Origin of the sequence: Faecalimonas umbilicata, from assembly GCF_004346095.1 — a bacterium.
Classification (GTDB): Bacteria; Bacillota; Clostridia; order Lachnospirales; family Lachnospiraceae; genus Faecalimonas; species Faecalimonas umbilicata.
In genome coordinates, this window is record NZ_SLZV01000036.1 from 1 (window position 1) to 16,603 (window position 16,603).

The 16,603-nt window shown below is 38.9% G+C and carries 17 protein-coding genes and 1 pseudogene; 1 reads left to right on the forward strand and 17 read right to left on the reverse strand.

The genetic code is table 11. From position 1 onward, the window contains the following. Window positions 1-139: 139 nt before the first annotated feature. The 14 genes and pseudogenes from EDD74_RS13415 to EDD74_RS13480 form a co-directional block, all read right to left on the reverse strand. A complete protein-coding gene (locus EDD74_RS13415; RefSeq protein ID WP_008976158.1) occupies window positions 140-463 on the reverse strand; it encodes an ArsR/SmtB family transcription factor in 324 nt (107 codons plus the stop codon). A gap of 200 nt (window positions 464-663) precedes the next feature. Further along, on the reverse strand, window positions 664-2,724 hold the full coding sequence (ppk1, locus tag EDD74_RS13420) for a polyphosphate kinase 1 (RefSeq protein WP_009262740.1): 2,061 nt from the start codon (window positions 2,722-2,724) through the stop codon (window positions 664-666). A 23-nt stretch (window positions 2,725-2,747) separates the two neighbouring features. After that, a complete protein-coding gene (locus EDD74_RS13425; RefSeq protein WP_116441845.1) occupies window positions 2,748-3,659 on the reverse strand; it encodes a Ppx/GppA phosphatase family protein in 912 nt (303 codons plus the stop codon). Window positions 3,660-3,719: 60 nt separating this feature from the next. Then, window positions 3,720-4,382, reverse strand: a complete 663-nt coding sequence (locus EDD74_RS13430; RefSeq protein WP_116441844.1) for an HD domain-containing protein — start codon at window positions 4,380-4,382, stop codon at window positions 3,720-3,722. Window positions 4,383-4,400: 18 nt separating this feature from the next. Beyond that, window positions 4,401-5,544: pseudogene (locus tag EDD74_RS13435) on the reverse strand (PhoH family protein). 43 nt (window positions 5,545-5,587) lie between these two features. Further along, complete coding sequence (locus EDD74_RS13440; RefSeq protein ID WP_008976164.1) at window positions 5,588-6,082, reverse strand: CarD family transcriptional regulator; 495 nt, start codon at window positions 6,080-6,082, stop codon at window positions 5,588-5,590. Between the two features lie 401 nt (window positions 6,083-6,483). Beyond that, on the reverse strand, window positions 6,484-7,854 hold the full coding sequence (rlmD, locus tag EDD74_RS13445; RefSeq protein WP_016440188.1) for a 23S rRNA (uracil(1939)-C(5))-methyltransferase RlmD: 1,371 nt from the start codon (window positions 7,852-7,854) through the stop codon (window positions 6,484-6,486). A gap of 149 nt (window positions 7,855-8,003) precedes the next feature. Continuing rightward, the gene (locus EDD74_RS13450; RefSeq protein ID WP_009262756.1) at window positions 8,004-8,249 is read right to left on the reverse strand and encodes a hypothetical protein; all 246 of its coding nucleotides are present in this window, start codon (window positions 8,247-8,249) and stop codon (window positions 8,004-8,006) included. Between the two features lie 118 nt (window positions 8,250-8,367). After that, a complete protein-coding gene (gene pcrA, locus EDD74_RS13455) occupies window positions 8,368-10,593 on the reverse strand; it encodes a DNA helicase PcrA (protein WP_116441843.1) in 2,226 nt (741 codons plus the stop codon). A gap of 76 nt (window positions 10,594-10,669) precedes the next feature. Then, window positions 10,670-11,050 (reverse strand): SdpI family protein, encoded by a 381-nt coding sequence (locus EDD74_RS13460; protein ID WP_008976231.1) that lies wholly within the window; start codon window positions 11,048-11,050, stop codon window positions 10,670-10,672. Between the two features lie 6 nt (window positions 11,051-11,056). Then, a complete protein-coding gene (locus EDD74_RS13465) occupies window positions 11,057-11,803 on the reverse strand; it encodes a DUF3784 domain-containing protein (RefSeq protein WP_116441842.1) in 747 nt (248 codons plus the stop codon). A gap of 18 nt (window positions 11,804-11,821) precedes the next feature. Next, window positions 11,822-12,256, reverse strand: a complete 435-nt coding sequence (locus tag EDD74_RS13470) for a DUF3887 domain-containing protein (RefSeq protein WP_008976233.1) — start codon at window positions 12,254-12,256, stop codon at window positions 11,822-11,824. Beyond that, entirely contained in the window at window positions 12,253-13,566 is a 1,314-nt protein-coding gene (locus tag EDD74_RS13475; RefSeq protein ID WP_116441841.1) for a sensor histidine kinase, read from the reverse strand. The genes EDD74_RS13470 and EDD74_RS13475 overlap by 4 nt, the downstream gene beginning before the upstream one ends. Before the next feature lie 38 nt (window positions 13,567-13,604). Continuing rightward, on the reverse strand, window positions 13,605-14,366 hold the full coding sequence (locus EDD74_RS13480; protein ID WP_243116177.1) for a LytR/AlgR family response regulator transcription factor: 762 nt from the start codon (window positions 14,364-14,366) through the stop codon (window positions 13,605-13,607). 129 nt (window positions 14,367-14,495) lie between these two features. Between EDD74_RS13480 and EDD74_RS13485 the strand changes: the two genes are divergently transcribed. Further along, complete coding sequence (locus tag EDD74_RS13485; protein ID WP_008976236.1) at window positions 14,496-15,107, forward strand: DUF1836 domain-containing protein; 612 nt, start codon at window positions 14,496-14,498, stop codon at window positions 15,105-15,107. A gap of 90 nt (window positions 15,108-15,197) precedes the next feature. On the opposite strand, the gene rplT is transcribed toward EDD74_RS13485, so the two are convergent. Genes rplT through infC form a run of 3 tightly spaced genes read right to left on the reverse strand, consistent with a single transcriptional unit; the run spans window position 15,198 to window position 16,314 of the window. Beyond that, on the reverse strand, window positions 15,198-15,554 hold the full coding sequence (gene rplT / locus EDD74_RS13490; RefSeq protein WP_008976237.1) for a 50S ribosomal protein L20: 357 nt from the start codon (window positions 15,552-15,554) through the stop codon (window positions 15,198-15,200). Between the two features lie 32 nt (window positions 15,555-15,586). Then, complete coding sequence (rpmI, locus tag EDD74_RS13495; RefSeq protein WP_008976238.1) at window positions 15,587-15,784, reverse strand: 50S ribosomal protein L35; 198 nt, start codon at window positions 15,782-15,784, stop codon at window positions 15,587-15,589. A gap of 35 nt (window positions 15,785-15,819) precedes the next feature. Further along, entirely contained in the window at window positions 15,820-16,314 is a 495-nt protein-coding gene (infC, locus tag EDD74_RS13500; protein WP_008976239.1) for a translation initiation factor IF-3, read from the reverse strand. Between the last annotated feature and the right edge of the window lie 289 nt (window positions 16,315-16,603).

Consider the following 16,603-nt stretch of genomic DNA (forward strand, 5'->3'; position numbering starts at 1 on the left):
AAAGTCAGTAATCTTATTCTACACTGAGGTATTTTTTTCTCAACCTTCTTTCTTGGAATTCCTTATATTTGAATTATACAGGAAGCTCCTTGTATGATACAAAATCTTTTTCGCTTGTGATCCGGCTTTCTGCCTCCTATCATCTGTCCTTTTCGCAGTCACAATCCACGATGTTTGAAAACCCATCGGGGATCATCAGTTTCCCGACTGTTTTGTATATCTCGTTCATCTTCTCTCTGTTTAAAGAATAATGTGTCCACTTTCCTTCTTTTCTCGGAACGACCAGCTCCATATCTGTCAGAAGCTTCATATCATGCGATAATGTTGGTTGTGTGATCTGAAATTCCTCTAGAATCTTACACGCACAAAGCTCACCGTTGGACAGCATATTGATGATCTTCAGACGTTTCGGATCCGAAAATACTTTGAAAATCTTTGCATATTCTATGTAATCTATTCCCATGCACTCCCTCCTCTCATCACACATTGATTATTTTCTATGTTTACAGAATATATCTTATATAGAAATTTGTCAATATGTTATCATTAAAATACATGCTTTTAAATAAAAACAGGATAAAAACTTGCACAACTTATACGCCGTCTTTTATCCTATTTCCATATATATTCTTTGATATTAATAAAATTTACTTTAATGTTTCATTACTGCAAATGAGGCTGCAAATAAGACTGTTCAAAAAGCAACTCTTGTGCATTGACCTCTGTACCGTCTATTGGCAATTTCTCATACAATCCATTTGGCTTCATCTTCCTTGCCTTTTTATTATCCGACAACATCGTAATAAACATCTCTTCTATCCGGATCTTTAACTCTTCTGACTCTATCGGGATTGCAACTTCCACACGTTTCACCGTATTTCTAGTCATAAAATCTGCCGATGCAATATATATTTTTCTTCTTTCCTCTATGCCAAATATATATATTCTAGAATGTTCCAGATAACGTCCAACAATGCTTCTTATCTCGATATTTTCTGTGTATCCCGGAATCCCTGCTGCCAGACAGCAAATCCCACGAACAACCATATCGATTTTTACTCCTGCCTGAGATGCTTCGATTAACTTATCAATAATCTTTTTATCTGTCAAAGAATTCATTTTCAATCCAATATATGCCTTCTCATTTTGTCTGGCATGAGCAATTTCTTCGTCTATCATTTCCAGCACTCGATTTTGAAGACATTTCGGTGCCACAAGAAGTTTTTCTGACTGTTCTACGACTTCTCCCATCACCAGCGCCTGAAATACTTGTCTTGCATTTTCACCAATCTGCGGATTCGCTGTCATAACCATCAAATCCGTATAAAGTTCTGCTGTTTTCTCATTATAGTTTCCTGTTCCAACCTGCGTCAGATACTGAATTTCATCATGATGCTTTCGTGTCACCAGACACAATTTCGAGTGTACTTTATACCCAGGTAATCCATAAATCACATTACACCCTGCATATTCCAGTCTTCTCGACCACTCTATATTGTTTTCTTCATCAAAACGCGCACGAAGTTCTACCAATACGGTCACTTCTTTTCCATTTTCTGCTGCTTCCACCAATGTTTCTACAATTTTTGAATTTTTGGCGACCCTGTACAATGTGATTTTAATCGATAATACTTCCGGATCATTTGCTGCTTCTCTTAAAAATTCGATATATGGCCGGATACTTTCAAACGGAAACGATAACATTCTGTCTTTCTCCAAGATCTGTTCTATGATGCTTTTTTTCATATCGAACATTGCGCTTGGCTGCGGCACTCGTTTCTGAAAAAACAATTCTTCCTTTTTGCGAAGCGCATCCTGAATTTGAAATACATATTTAAAATCCAATGGCGAAGCGCTGTAAAATACCCGTTTCTTTTGCAAACCGAGATTTTCACATAATGTATCTACAACTTTTTCATCTACATTTCGTGTCATACTCATCGTCAGTGGACTTAGTTTTTTTCTTCTACTGATCAATTCTGACATAATATCACGATAATCTAAATCATCGTCATACAAATCCGCCGCATCAATATCCGCACTTCTTGTAATTTTCAAAAGTGTTTTTGACTTCACAATATAATGTGGATATACTTTTTCTACGAAATGCAAAATCAATTCTTCCGTAAGCATGTAGGTTCCTTCTCGAAACGGACTCTTAATCAAGCGTGGAAACACATTGTTGCTGCAAGGAATAATTCCTACCTTATCCTTTTTATTCTTTTTTCCAAGCAGTACAGCCACATAAATATCATTATTTTTCAGGAACGGAAAAGGTGCGTTCTTTGATATTAACATCGGTGAAATCAATGGAGCTATTTCTGAATCAAAATATCGTTCCAAATAATCGGATTCTTTTTTCGACAACATATTGAAATCTACAATGCTAATATTTTCTGCTTTCAGTTCATTCCTCAGAAGTGTATATGTATAGTCTTTTCTTTGGAGTAGTTTTTTCATATCATCCAATACAGCTTTTAACTGTTCTTCCGCTGTCATATTTGTTTTATTATCTTTTAAGGTCGGCTGCAATGCCATCTGATCTGCCAGACTTCCAACGCGTACTCTTATAAATTCATCCAGATTGCTCTGAAATATCGATAAAAATGTCAGGCGCTCACATAATGGTACAGACTTATCCTCTGCCTCCTCCAATACTCTTTCATTGAACTTCAGCCATGATAACTCTCTATTTACATATGGTAGACTTACATTCTTCCTCATCACTTTTTCTCCTATTCTTTTCCTTATTTTTTCTTTTGTGGTGCAATGATCCTCTTGCATAAATATCCTTCTCTTACACCGTAATTGCTGACTACAATTTCATCGGCAGCAAACAAACGGAAGATATGCTGCAGAATCATGATCCCTGGAATGATCGTGTGAATGCGATTCGGCTCCAGCTTTAAAATAAGATCGATTGCTCTCCTGTCCGCTTGATACAGCTGAGAACATAACTGATCCAACTGCTTTCTGGAAACCGTATGACATTCTGGTGGAAGATCATATAATTTCTTTGCGATCCGCAAAACTGCCCTTGCAGTTCCACCAACACAAACTAGCGGGGAACACTTTTTATAGGTAAACATCTTTTGCTTTCCAATTTCAGCAGATATCGATTTTTTTAATCTTTTCAGCGACCCCTCCCCAGGCACGATATGTTTCACACACTCTTTATACAGACTCAGGGAACCAACAGGAAAACTTGCAGCATCCAGTACCTCTCCGTTTTCAAAGGGAACAACTTCTGTGCTTGCTCCACCAATATCGATAAATGCACCGCTTGATAACTTTACGTCCTGCATGGCCCCTGTATACCCAAAAAATGCTTCTTCTTTTCCACTGATCACTTCCACATCGTATCCTGTCCTCGCTTTAATTGCCGATACAGCCTCCGCAGTATTTTGAATGTTCCGAAGAGATGCCGTCGCAAATACTGAAACATGATTGATATTTAATGATTCTAGAATTTCTCTAAATTCTAAAAGGCCGGTATATGCACATTCAATTCCTTCCGGAGATAATCTTTTATTTTCTACATACCCTGCCAGTCCTGCCATAATTTTTTCCTTGAAAAGAATACGGAACACTGTTCCGTCAACCTCATAGACAGTGACCCTCATGGAATTCGAGCCAATATCCATAATCGCCTGTTTCATCTATATTTCTCCTTCTATAATAAAATTTTTCCACAAATGAGAACATACAGGTATTGCAAATCACAATACTTTTCTTTCATTGACTGTAAACTTAAAATGCATCCCCAGCATCTCCGAAGCTCTCCTGCACATCAACATCCGTTCTGTGAAAATTTCAAAATAATCTAAAATAGAACATGTTTCTTCATCCAATTCCAAATTCAAATGTATCTCTTTTTTCTCAGGGTTCGCTGCAAGTTCTGTTGAAAGCACACCATAGTTCACCCGGTCATGAATATCAAAACTTGATTTCCTTTTATTCCGTACACGGTTTCTGCGTACATCGGTTTTGTCTGCCAAAATAATTGCTGCTGACACTGCATTTACCGCAGTTCCAGTTTCTTCATCATGGTTTCCAATTGCAGAAATCACAACTGAAATATCTTCTGCATCCATTCCAAGACTCCTTAGGATCTGCATTGCCATAATTGCTCCACTGTGTGCGTGATCCGAGCGATTCACACAATTTCCTATATCATGCATAAACCCTGCAATTTTACACAATTCTATCTCTCTTTTTGAGTAGCCCAATACTTCTAACAGTTCTGCTGCCCGTTCAGCTACAATCACAGCATGTTTCTGCGAATGATCTGTATAGCCAAGAACCCCCAGTATTTCATTTCCCATTGTAATATACTGATTAATTTCTTTGTTTTCCCTTATGTCCCGATACGTTAAATTCAATTTTTTGCCTCTGTCTTTCTACATTCTTTGTATTGCATCCATAGCTAATTCTGACCGTTCACATTCTTCTGCATTGAATGTGATTTGATAACAGAATGGACTTTTCTTCATATGCTCCGACGCATAACTCAATCCATTTGTCTGCTCATCCAGATATGGATTATCTATCTGCTTTGGATCACCGAGAAGAATTACTTTCGTTCCTTTTCCTGCGCGGGTAATAATACCTGTTACCTGTTTTGGTGTCATGTTCTGAGCTTCATCAATAATCAAATATGTATTTACAAAGGATCTTCCTATATTCCCTCTTTTCAGTATTGAACACCTTTTCTAATCCTACTGCAACCGCATAAAATGTTTTTGCAGTACCTGCCATTCCCTTTACAATTACAAGCGGAGCATCTTCTGCAGATGTCATCAATGCTTCCTGCAGGAAATACTGACCGACATTTCTTGGTGACACACCATACGGTTTACTTTTTTTATATTGCAATGGAACTACTTTTGTTCCATCAAAACGTCCAAGCTGCACTTTTTTCGTAGATTGATCTGCTTTTAAGATCAGAAACTGATTCATCTCCGGCATAACCTGATGACGAATCCCATCTTCTCCCATTTGATAAATGTATTCCGGTTTGATTCCTTTCTTTTTGAGCTCTTTAAAATGCTCTTCCTCTACATAAACTTCCATCCTTCCACTATACTGTTCTTCTTTCTTTGCTATTCTGTCTGTTGTATAATCCTGAGCTGTGATAGAAAGCATCTGCGCTTTGATTCTAAGAAGCATATCTTTTGTGACCAAAATAGTCTGTTCTTCCGGATAATCTTTTTGAAGCCCTAAACATACCTTTAATATCCGATTGTCCATCTTATCTTCAGGCATATCCGTTGGAAGTTGCATATCAACATAATTTTTTTCTATCCGGATGATTCCTCCCTGCTCCGTATCTACACCCGCTACAAGATTGCCTTGTACCCGAAGATTTTCCAAGTGGCGAATCGCTTCTCTGGCATTTCTCCCCTTTTTCTTCTCAGAATTTTTTAATCCATCAAGTTCTTCCAATACTGCCATTGGAATCACTACTTCATTATCTTCAAAATTCAAAATTGCCTCAGGTGCATGAATCAAAATATTCGTATCCATTACATATATTTTTCTCATAGTTATCTTCCTCATATAATCAATGACTCTCACATCTATCTTGTTATGCACATTCGATTTTCTGATTATATTGTGCACACTGTAACAAAAAATTATAATCACACTCTAACACTTCAGACATCTCTGAAAACAAATAGCACTCCGCTTCTTTCAACCATCTCGCATCCCCGAGCGAGATGTGATTTTTTTGCCGTTTTCTTCGATACATCTTGATCAACTGAATCAACATTACCGCATCATCTTCCCGGACAGCCTGATTTTGTATATCCATTCTTTTTTGTGGATTTCTGTAACAGATCAGTTGTTCTTCCGGTTCAATGCAAAAGATTTTTTCTAATTCTTGCTTTGTCTTTAGCGGTCGTACATGCATCTCTACTTTATCTATCGGAATATATACTACTTTCACGTTACTTTGAATCGGTTTCAGCCTGTAATAATATTTTTTCATTTTATTCATTTCTATTTGACAAATATCTTCTACTTCACATACTCCCTCTGGACAATGTACTACTTTTTCACCTATATGATATGTTTTCAATCTTAGCACCTCCAAAAAGGCTCTGTTCCATACAGAAACAGAGCCATCAAAAAACTATTCCTTAGACTTGAACCATAAAACAGCTTTTCTTTCTACATCTCCCATTAAATTTGTTCGTACCAAAGCTGTTTCACACATACACCTATCTCCTCCCAACAATCACTCTCTCTTTTTTCAAAATATCACACCGTTTCTATCTTTATCTACCTTACTAATGTAAATTTTAGATAAATATTTTGTAAAGTTCATTTTGGGCAATCAAATAGGCGCCCATTTCTGAACGCCTTACCATACTCTATATCAACAATTATTAAACTATTGATATCATTTTTTATTTCTTTATTTCAGATTCCTAACTTTGCTTATAAATATAATCCACTTAAAAAAAGCTTCTAAGCTTTCTACATCGTTTTTTGCAGCAGTACAATAGTTTCCACATGGACTGTCTGACAAAATTGATCCACCGCCGTGCATTTCACCACCCGGTATCCTCTCGCCTGTATCATTTCTAAATCTCTTGCCAAGCTCGTAGCCTTGCAGGAAATATACACGATATTTTCTACTCCATAATCAAGGATCTTCGGCAATGCTTTCGGATGAATCCCATCCCTAGGCGGGTCTAACACAATCACATCCGGCTTCTCTTCTATTTCATCTAATACCTTAAAAACATCTCCCGCAATAAATCTGCAATTATGCAGTCCATTCCGCTCTGCATTTTCTTTTGCTGCTTCCACAGCTTCCTCGATGATCTCGACTCCGATCACTTGCTTTGCCACCGGCGCCAATACTTGCGCGATTGTCCCGGTTCCGCTGAACAAATCATACACGGTCATATCGTGGATATCTCCGATATACTCCCGCACAGTGCTGTAAAGCACCTCAGCTCCTCTTGAATTTGGCTGAAAGAAGGAAAATGGTGTGATTTTAAATTCCAACCCCATGATTTTCTCATAGAAATAGTCTTGTCCATAGAGAATCTTTGTCTCATCACTCTGCACCACATCGGATAAGGAATCATTCAAAATATGCAGAATCCCGACAATCTTGCCTTCTACCGGAAGCGCCAGAAGTTTTTCCACAAGCGGAGCCAAGTCATGCTCTTCCTGTGTTGTTGTGACAAGATTTACAAGAATTTCTCCAGTCGTATCTCCTCTCCTTAAAAGAAGATGGCGCAAATATCCGATATGCTGCATTTTTTTGTAGTAGCTGACACCTCTCTCCTTGAAATAGTCCAGCACACAACTTAAAATCTGTGTCATATCTTCGTGAACTAATTTACAGTCAGAAGCGGTCAGTACATCGTAAGTGCTTCCTTTCTTGTGAAGTCCGAGAGAAAGCGGCCCGTCCTTATATTCATCCCCAAAGGAGAACTCCATTTTATTGCGGTAAGCAAATTCCTTCGGGCTTTCTTTTACTCCCTCAAAGGTATAGGAATACCCATCCACAGCCGCATCCATGATCGATTGGATCTGTTCCGCTTTCATCTTCACCTGTGCCTGATAATCCATGGTCTGATACATGCAGCCACCACAGGCCGGAAAAATACTGCACACCGGCTCTCTTGTCTCTAATGCAGACTTTTCCATTACTTCCAACAGACGTCCTTCCGCTTTTCCTTTTCTCAGCTTATTGACACAAAACCGGATCTTCTGCCCCGGAATCCCATTTTTTACAATGACAGGCTTCTCTTCCCCATCCACTTGTACGATTCCTTTATTTGGGAATTCTACTTTTTGAATCATCCCCTCATAAACTTGTCCTTTTTTCATCTATCTGTATTCCTTTCTCTTACCGTTCTATTGAGCAATCAATTGCTCCACTCTATATTTCCATTTGCACATTGTTTTCCTTACAAGTTCTCCAAAAACTTCCTCTGCAAGAAAAAGGCGGGACTTTTTGTCCCGCCTTATTGCACTTTCTAGATCTCGTCTTCTTCACTAAAGAAATCGTCATCAAATTCATCATCGAAATCTTCTTCAAAGTCTTCCAGATAATCTGGTGTGAAGAAACAATATACTGCGTAAGCGATTCCTGCGATTGCTGCAACTGCACCTACAATTGCAAGTACCCAAAGAACTGTATTCTTTGTTTTGTCATTGTCATCTTTCTTCTTTAAAATGTCATTTAATTTTGATGCTGCAATAATATCTTCTACTCTGTTCATACTTGCCACGTCCTTTCCGATTTCCTTACTTTTCAAATGGATTTCGCTTCCATTATTATAACACTAACAAGGGAAGATTGCTATAACATTTCATATATTTTTCCCAATTTTATTTTTTCTATACTTTTTGTAATTTTGCAAAAGATGCAAACATCTTTTTTGTCCCTGCGCTGTCAAAATCGACACTCACCTCGTAATCTCTTCCACCTTCCGTGATCGCAGTCACCGTACCTTCTCCAAATTTCATATGACGGACACGGTCACCGACACCATAGGAAAGTCCTTCCCCGCTTTTGACTCCAAACTGCTGTACCGGTTTTGAGATCATAAACGGTTTTGCTTGAAAAGACTGTTTTGCTTGAACATAAGCATTCTGCTTCGGTAGTTCCAGCTCTTCTTTCTCCACAATTTTCCCTGTAGACAAAAGCTGCGGCGGAACTTCTTTTAAAAATCTTGACATTTTATTATATTGTGTCTCCCCGCGAATCATACGTCTTCTGGCACAAGTCATCGAAAGTTCTTTTTTTGCCCGGGTGATTCCGACATAACAGAGTCTTCTCTCCTCCTCGAGTTCTGTCGGATCATCTGCTGTAATGGTCATGTAGCTTGGGAAAATCCCATCTTCCATCCCTGCCAGATAAACATAAGGGAATTCCAATCCTTTTGCACTGTGCAAGGTCATCAGCACAACATAATCGCTTTCTTCATCCAAGCTGTCAATATCTGCCACCAGCGCCACTTCCTCTAAAAATCCGGAAAGTGTCGGAAGCTCCTCCTCACAGGATTCTTCATATGCAGCGATTTTATTCAGAAATTCATCGATATTCTGGAGACGTACTTCTGCCTCCTCTTCTCCTTCTGCCTTCAGTTCTTCCACATACCCGGTTTCCGTAAGGATTTCTTTCATCAGTTCTGTAATCGAAAGATGTTCTGCTTCTTTCCGGAAATATTCGATCATCGCCGCAAAAGATTCTAGTTTGGAAATACTTCTTCCCAATCCCGGAACAAGATCGGCAGAACACAGTGCTTCGTAGAAACTGATTCCTCTCTGCTGCGCCGCCTCCGTAATGCGATTGACTGTTGTAAGACCAATTCCTCTCTTCGGAACATTGATGATCCTCCTCACTGCAAGATCGTCTTTTCCATTATCAATCGTTTTTAAATATGCAAGCAGATCTTTGATTTCCTTTCTCGCATAGAAATTGACTCCGCCGACAATCTTGTATGGAATATTGGCTGTGATCATTTTCTCCTCAAACAGACGGGATTGTGCATTTGTACGGTACAAAACTGCATGATCACAGTAAGCTGCTTTTCCATTATCTACGCGTTCTCTGATATCTCCTACAATATATTCAGCTTCATCGTAGGCGGTGTCAAATTGGCGAAACTGGATTTTTTCTCCTTCTCCATTTTCCGTCCAAAGTGATTTTGCCTTTCTTCCTACATTGTTTTTGATCACCGCATTTGCCGCATCGAGGATTGTGCTCGTCGAACGGTAATTCTGCTCAAGTTTGATCACTTTTGTATGTTCAAATTCTTTTTCAAAGCTTAAAATATTCTGGATGTTTGCCCCACGGAATTTATAGATCGATTGATCATCATCTCCGACTACACACAGATTTTTATATTTTGCCGCAAGAAGGCTGATCAACTTAAACTGCACGGTATTGGTATCCTGATACTCATCTACCATAATATAGCGGAAGCGGTCTTGATAATATTCTAATATTTCCGGCTGTGTCTGGAACAGCTGTACAGTCTTTACTAAAAGATCATCAAAATCCAGTGCATTGTTTGCCTTCAGCTGCCTCTCATACTCTTTGTAAGCCTCAGCAATCTTCTTCTTGCTGAAATCTCCATATGCATTCAATTCATATTCTTCCGGCGTGACCATCTCATCCTTTGCCGAGGAAATCGCACTTAAGATCATACGTTCCCGATATGTTTTTGTATCAATCTGAAGCAGTTTGCATACATCTTTCATCAAAGTCTTCTGATCATCGCTGTCATAGATCGTAAAGTTATTGTCGTATCCAAGCCGGTCAATATGCCTGCGCAGAATCCGCACGCAAGTAGAATGAAACGTACTTACCCAGATACTTTCTGAGCCAAATCCTACGATATCATCTACACGCTCCCGCATCTCGCCTGCCGCCTTGTTTGTGAACGTAATCGCAAGAATATTCCACGGATTGATTCCTTTCTCCTCAATCAGGTATGCAATACGGTGCGTCAGCACCCTTGTTTTCCCAGAGCCGGCTCCTGCCAGTATAAGAAGCGGTCCCTCCGTGTGAAAGACCGCCTCCCGCTGCTCTGCATTTAATGTATCATATATACTCATAGTTTTTTGACTCCTTATCCCTTACTGCTTATCCTATTATACCAAACTCTCCGCGAAACGCAATGCCGGAAATCTCTTATCGCTCCTCCCCGTTCCGATCAAATTTCTTCTTCAGCGCTCTCTCTACCGGAATGATCGTCACAAGCAGAACTGCACACTGTCCCATACAAAGTACGATCGATGTCGTATTAAATATCTCTTCTCCTGCGAGATAAGAGAGTATAGTCGCAAAGGCTGTGACCAGAGTCACACCCCAGCCAATCCGCCAGCAGATTTTTCCCCAGTAGGCATTGGCGAATTTCCAGGTCTTTTCATTTTTCATTGACATCGATGTACGATAGCCGCAAAGTGCGTTCACATCCTTTGGAAAATGAATTCCTTTGAACAAATAGCCTAAAACAAGCATTGTCACAGGTATAAGCATGTTACAGATAAATAAAAACCAAAATTCTACCATATGTGATCACCTCTCTGAAAATATTTTTAATTTTTCATATAGTTCTTTTGTCCTCTCCGGTGTCTTGTCATTGACAACGATTGTTTTGTCTTCTGTATCGATCACAACATATTCTCTGCATGCGTTATAACTGTACAGACGATAATTTCCAAATCGCTTATTTCGGAACTGCCCTGCCTGAATCCTCACAGAACCATTTCCATTCGTCCGCCTTCCAAGATCCAGTTCTTTTTCGTAATCCACAGAGAGAATTTCCTCCTGCTCCAACGTATATCCAGGAACAAGAAATCCTGACAGACGAATTTTATCCTCTTCAAATTCTATGTTAACAGAACCTGCAAACATTGGTATCCCCGTCAAAACTGCTAAGATTATCAGGATGATCAAAGAATACCGTCTTCCATTCCTTCTTTCTTTTGCAATTTTTTCTTTCTCTGTCTCAGACATTTCTTCTGTTTCTACATAACAGTTATTTGTCATCAGCAGAATATAGCCGATTCCAACAAACATAAGGATCATAAATATCGTCAGAAAAACCGGAGTCATATCTTCCTTTGCAAAATTAAGAAACAGAAGGCTTGCTGTGATGATCGTCCATCCCTTCGCCATTGTTCTATTCAGCTTTTTCTCATCATATTTTTTCTTTTCCTCTGCGCTCGCTGTGTTATAGCCTGCGATGAGCCATCCTCCTTTTCCCGTCCATAAAAGAACTCCCATCACCGCAAAAACAGCGAAAATAATCCATCCCAACATAACCCTTCTCTCCTTCCCTTATTTAATGTAAAAACCTTCCATCTTCATCGTTTGATTAAACGTGATCGTATACTGTGCTTTCCCATTTTCATAAGATACTATACTGACCGCAGTTGCGTACTCTTCCTTCGTCTCTGGATTTTCATTTCCAGTCACAACTGTCCTCTCAATTTTTTCCGGCTCACCCAATTCTTCCATCACAGGCTGCACTGCATTTCTTAAATCCTCCTCTGTAAGTACCGTCACAAGCTTTGCACTCTCATATTCCTCTATGATCTTTTCATAGTCCCCTTCATGGACAAGTTCGATAATCTCTTCTGCCGTCTTTTTGACCGTCTCTTCCTCAAAACGGTCTGACAATGGTTTTTGACCGGAACAGCCTGCAAAAATCATTGCTGCTGCACATCCGGCACATACAAATACGTGCATCCATTTTTCTGTACATTTTTTCATATCCATTTCCTCTTTTCATTGAACTCTGCTTTTTCAGTCATTCCCGGGAATTTTGGCATCGTCACGATGCAGACATATTTCCCATCCATCCTTTCTCGCTGAAAGCTGCCGTCATACTTTTTCAACACTCTTGTCACATTCTCCAATCCGATTCCCATATGACCTTCCTTCTTTTTCTGACAGAAGGACATCGTATTTTCAATGCGGATCACATTAAATTCATGAATGCTGTCCGCCCGTATCACCACTTGCTTTTGCTCTGATTCCTTCGCTGCCTCAACTGCATTGTCCAAAAGATTCGCAAAAACAGTTGTAAGATCACTGTCTTTCATTCCCTCCAAAGCAATCGCACCGATTCTCGCATCAAATGTTACACTTGCTCTATTTGCCGCCTTTTCTTTATCGTTTAAGATAATATTTAGCAGACGGTTATCGGTATAGTATTTGTGACCAAACATATTTAACATCTGATGTACATCTCCTATATATTCTCTTGCTCGCTCTTCTTCTCCTGAGCTTTGGAGCTGCTCGATTGCAAGAAGATGATTTCTCATATCGTGAATGATCTTCCTGGATTCTTGATACTTCTGCTCTATCTCCTCATAATACCGGCACTGCATCTCCTCTTTCTGATTTGCCAGATTCAGTTCATTTTGAAGAGAATTGGTCTTCAAAATTTTTGCAAGCAAATATGTCATACATCCATTCATCACAAGCAGCAATACAATATTAAAGACTACAAGCTCCATCCCGTAAAGCTGAACATAGATTCCCGAGAACACGCAGATGGAATAGAAATACACTATACTGAATACCGGAACGATCAAAAAAACTATATACTGAAACTTTGTCAGACTGCTCTCTCTTCTTTTTCGGGAAATCCACACGAAACATTTTGTCACAAAAATCTCTGCCACAATCTTCAAAAGAATCATCACATTTGCCTCCCGGTAAGTAATAAACAGACCTAGGCGTGCATAGATGCTTCCCAGACCATATATAACAATCCCCTGACACAGGATCAACACTGTCACATATACGCAGCTGTAAAACATCTGTATCTGGTCTGTGGTAAATAGAAAATAGCAGGCCAGTATACATCCAGCCACTGTTACTAGTGCTCCCGCCCCTGCATTTCCCCACCGATAGATCACATAACAAAATGTCATGCTATGCAGAAAAAATACCACCAGATAACACCATTTCGGTCTATGAATGTTTCTCGGAAGGCAACTTAAAAAATAATAGATCATCGTCTGGATTACGATTAATTCTACGAAATTCAACCATACATTTACGACCAAAACCATCCCCGCCTCTCTTCCTGTATTTCTTACGACAGAGCATCTTAAATGCACCCTGCAAGGAATTTATTCAGCAATGACCGAAATTCTGTTGATTTTTTCTGAGAAAGCGGGATCAGACTGCCATCCATCATCCGGATATCATACCCTTTCACCGCTTTGACATAAAAAAGATTTACCACAAAACTTTTATGAGGCACTGCAAAATCGTATCCTTTCATCCGCTCAGCAATCTCTCGGATCCCTCCGCGAATGATCAGATTTTCCTTTTTTGTCTTTACATACACCCGGCGTTCCCGGTATTCAAAATAGTAAATATCATTGATTCTTACAAGTTCTGACCCATCCTTTGTCTCAAATCGGATACTGATCTCATCTTCTTTTTTCCTCTTCTGATAATAGGAAATCGCCTCCTGCAGCTGCGCTTTTACCTGCTCCTGGCTCACCGGTTTCAAGAGATAGGCAAATGCATGAACCGCAAAAGCGTAATGCACATATTCCGCATAACTTGTCACATAGATAATTTTTACATTCTTGTCCTTTTCCCTGAGAATCTTCGCCGTCTCAATGCCATTCATCCCACCCATATCAATGTCAAGAAAAAGAATGTCATAGTTCTGATCGGACTCCACTAATTTCTCACCGCTCTCATAGCAGTCTATCTCTTTTGAGATACCGGCTGATAAAATCATCTCTTTTAACCGTATGACGCTTTCTTTGTCATCATCACATACTGCAATCTTTGGCATCTCTTCTTCCCTTTCCTTTCTATCGCCATTATACGCTTTCCCCAAACTGTATTTCAAGCTTCCTGCCTGAAATACAGTTTTTCGTACCTATCATCCAGATTTGATCCAATAGTTTTCTTAAAACCACCTATATTTATGTTGCTTCCTCGTTTTCAATACTATATACTAAGACTATGAGGTGATGACATGACAATTAACACAGAAGATATCCTAAACAGTATTTTAGAAAGTATTTCAAGAATTGACTATGTAAAGGCAGATGAGATTCCAAATATCGACCTATATATGGATCAGGTCACAACTTTTATGAATGACCACATGAAATCCTCCAAGCGATATGAAGACGATAAGATTCTCACAAAAACAATGATCAACAACTATGCAAAGAATGAACTTCTCCCACCTCCTCTGAAGAAAAAGTATTCTAAAGAGCATGTGATGGTTCTCATTTTTATCTATTATTTTAAAAATATTTTATCAATCAAAGATATTGAGACATTGCTCAAACCGATCACAGAGAACTACTTCCACACAGATAAGGAACTGTCGTTCACAGATCTCTACGAGGAGGTGTGCAGCCTTGAGAAATCCCGCATCGATCATCTGAAAGAAGATATTACAGAAATTTACCGCACTTCTTCTGAAACCTTTTCTGATGCGGATGAGGAGAATCGTGAATTTCTCCGTCTGTTTTCTTTTATCTGTACATTAAGTTTTGATGTATATGTCAAGAAACAGTTGATTGAGAAACTCGTTGACGCACTCCCGCCTTCCGATAACAGGAAACATAAAAAGTGATTTTTTTCTTTGCATTATAAAAAGGCAGCGTATTCCACGTTTGTGGTACGCTGCCTCTCTTTAAAATCTGATTGATTTTCTATCTCAAAATTAAGCTAATTTAGATTTTGCAACTTCTGCTAATGTAGCAAATCCCTGTGCATCATTGATTGCCATATCAGCTAAGATCTTTCTGTTCATCTCAACTCCAGCTAATTTTAAACCGTACATAAATTTGCTGTAAGATAATCCATTGATTCTTGCAGCTGCGTTGATACGAGCGATCCATAACTGTCTCATCTGACGTTTGCGCTCTTTTCTTCCTGCGTAAGAAGATGTGAGTGCTCTCATCACTGACTGTTTTGCAACTCTGTATTGTTTAGATCTGGCTCCTCTGTAACCTTTCGCCAGCTTTAATGTTCTATTGTGTTTTTTTCTAGCGTTCATTCCGCCTTTAATTCTTGCCATGTCTTTCTAATCCTCCTTCAATTCTTCAAATCTTATAAGTATGGTAAGATTTTCTTCATATTCTTAACATTAGTAGCATCTGTGATAGTTGCCTGTCTAAGATTTCTTTTTCTCTTTGTAGATTTCTTAGTTAAGATATGGCTCTTGTAAGCTTTATTTCTTTTTAATTTTCCTGTACCTGTTTTTTTGAAACGTTTTGCTGCTGCTCTACTTGTTTTTATTTTTGGCATGATGTTTTTCCTCCTTAAATGTAGATTATTTATTTTTAACGTTTTTCAGTTAAAACCATGCTGATACTTCTGCCTTCGAGTTTCGTTGGCTTCTCTACGACTGCAATATCCTTTAACATATCTGCAAAATCGTCTAAAATATGCTTACTTGTCTGCATATGTGCCATCTCTCTTCCGCGAAAACGTAATGTCACTTTGACTTTATTTCCTTTTTGAATAAATTTCTTTGCGTTATTTACTTTCGTATTCAAATCATTTGTATCAATATTAGGTGATAAACGCACTTCTTTGACATCCACCGTTTTTTGTTTCTTCTTTGCTTCTTTTTCTTTTCTTGTCAACTCATATTTGTATTTACCATAGTCGATAATCTTACAAACCGGTGGCTTTGCTGTTGGAGCTATCTTCACCAAGTCAAGCTCTGCTTCTGCTGCTAATTTCATAGCTTCTCTTGTTGACATGATTCCTAATTGTTCTCCATCTTCCCCGATCAGACGAATCTCCTTGTCTCTGATCTGCTCATTAATCATTAAATCGCTAATAGTCGTGCACCTCCATAAACTAATCTCTCATACTCTTTTAACGCAAAAAAAAGTGAATAGCTTCGACTATCCACACAATACAATCCTATAACTTTCTACATTTACGAAAGTGACAGTTCTTATATTAACCGAAGTCACCCGATTGTGCTACGGTGAGAGTGGATACTCTACTTTCTTTTTCGTTTTACACAAGATGTATCATACTACATTCTCCACAGACTGTCAACTACTTTTTTGAAACTTATTAGATTGTTTCCAAAACTCCTTCTATTTGTTC

Excerpts from the sequence above, each read along its gene's own strand:
- ppk1 (WP_009262740.1), bottom strand. The coding sequence starts at position 2,724 with ATGAGGAAGAATGTAAGTCTACCATATGTAAATAGAGAGTTATCATGG.
- rplT (WP_008976237.1), bottom strand. The coding sequence starts at position 15,554 with ATGGCAAGAATTAAAGGCGGAATGAACGCTAGAAAAAAACACAATAGA.
- EDD74_RS13475 (WP_116441841.1), bottom strand. The coding sequence starts at position 13,566 with ATGGTTTTGGTCGTAAATGTATGGTTGAATTTCGTAGAATTAATCGTA.
- EDD74_RS13485 (WP_008976236.1), top strand. The coding sequence starts at position 14,496 with ATGACAATTAACACAGAAGATATCCTAAACAGTATTTTAGAAAGTATT.
- rpmI (WP_008976238.1), bottom strand. The coding sequence starts at position 15,784 with ATGCCAAAAATAAAAACAAGTAGAGCAGCAGCAAAACGTTTCAAAAAA.
- EDD74_RS13425 (WP_116441845.1), bottom strand. The coding sequence starts at position 3,659 with ATGAAACAGGCGATTATGGATATTGGCTCGAATTCCATGAGGGTCACT.
- EDD74_RS13415 (WP_008976158.1), bottom strand. The coding sequence starts at position 463 with ATGGGAATAGATTACATAGAATATGCAAAGATTTTCAAAGTATTTTCG.
- infC (WP_008976239.1), bottom strand. The coding sequence starts at position 16,314 with ATGATTAATGAGCAGATCAGAGACAAGGAGATTCGTCTGATCGGGGAA.
- rlmD (WP_016440188.1), bottom strand. The coding sequence starts at position 7,854 with ATGAAAAAAGGACAAGTTTATGAGGGGATGATTCAAAAAGTAGAATTC.
- EDD74_RS13465 (WP_116441842.1), bottom strand. The coding sequence starts at position 11,803 with ATGTTGGGATGGATTATTTTCGCTGTTTTTGCGGTGATGGGAGTTCTT.
- EDD74_RS13460 (WP_008976231.1), bottom strand. The coding sequence starts at position 11,050 with ATGGTAGAATTTTGGTTTTTATTTATCTGTAACATGCTTATACCTGTG.
- pcrA (WP_116441843.1), bottom strand. The coding sequence starts at position 10,593 with ATGAGTATATATGATACATTAAATGCAGAGCAGCGGGAGGCGGTCTTT.
- EDD74_RS13450 (WP_009262756.1), bottom strand. The coding sequence starts at position 8,249 with ATGAACAGAGTAGAAGATATTATTGCAGCATCAAAATTAAATGACATT.
- EDD74_RS13470 (WP_008976233.1), bottom strand. The coding sequence starts at position 12,256 with ATGAAAAAATGTACAGAAAAATGGATGCACGTATTTGTATGTGCCGGA.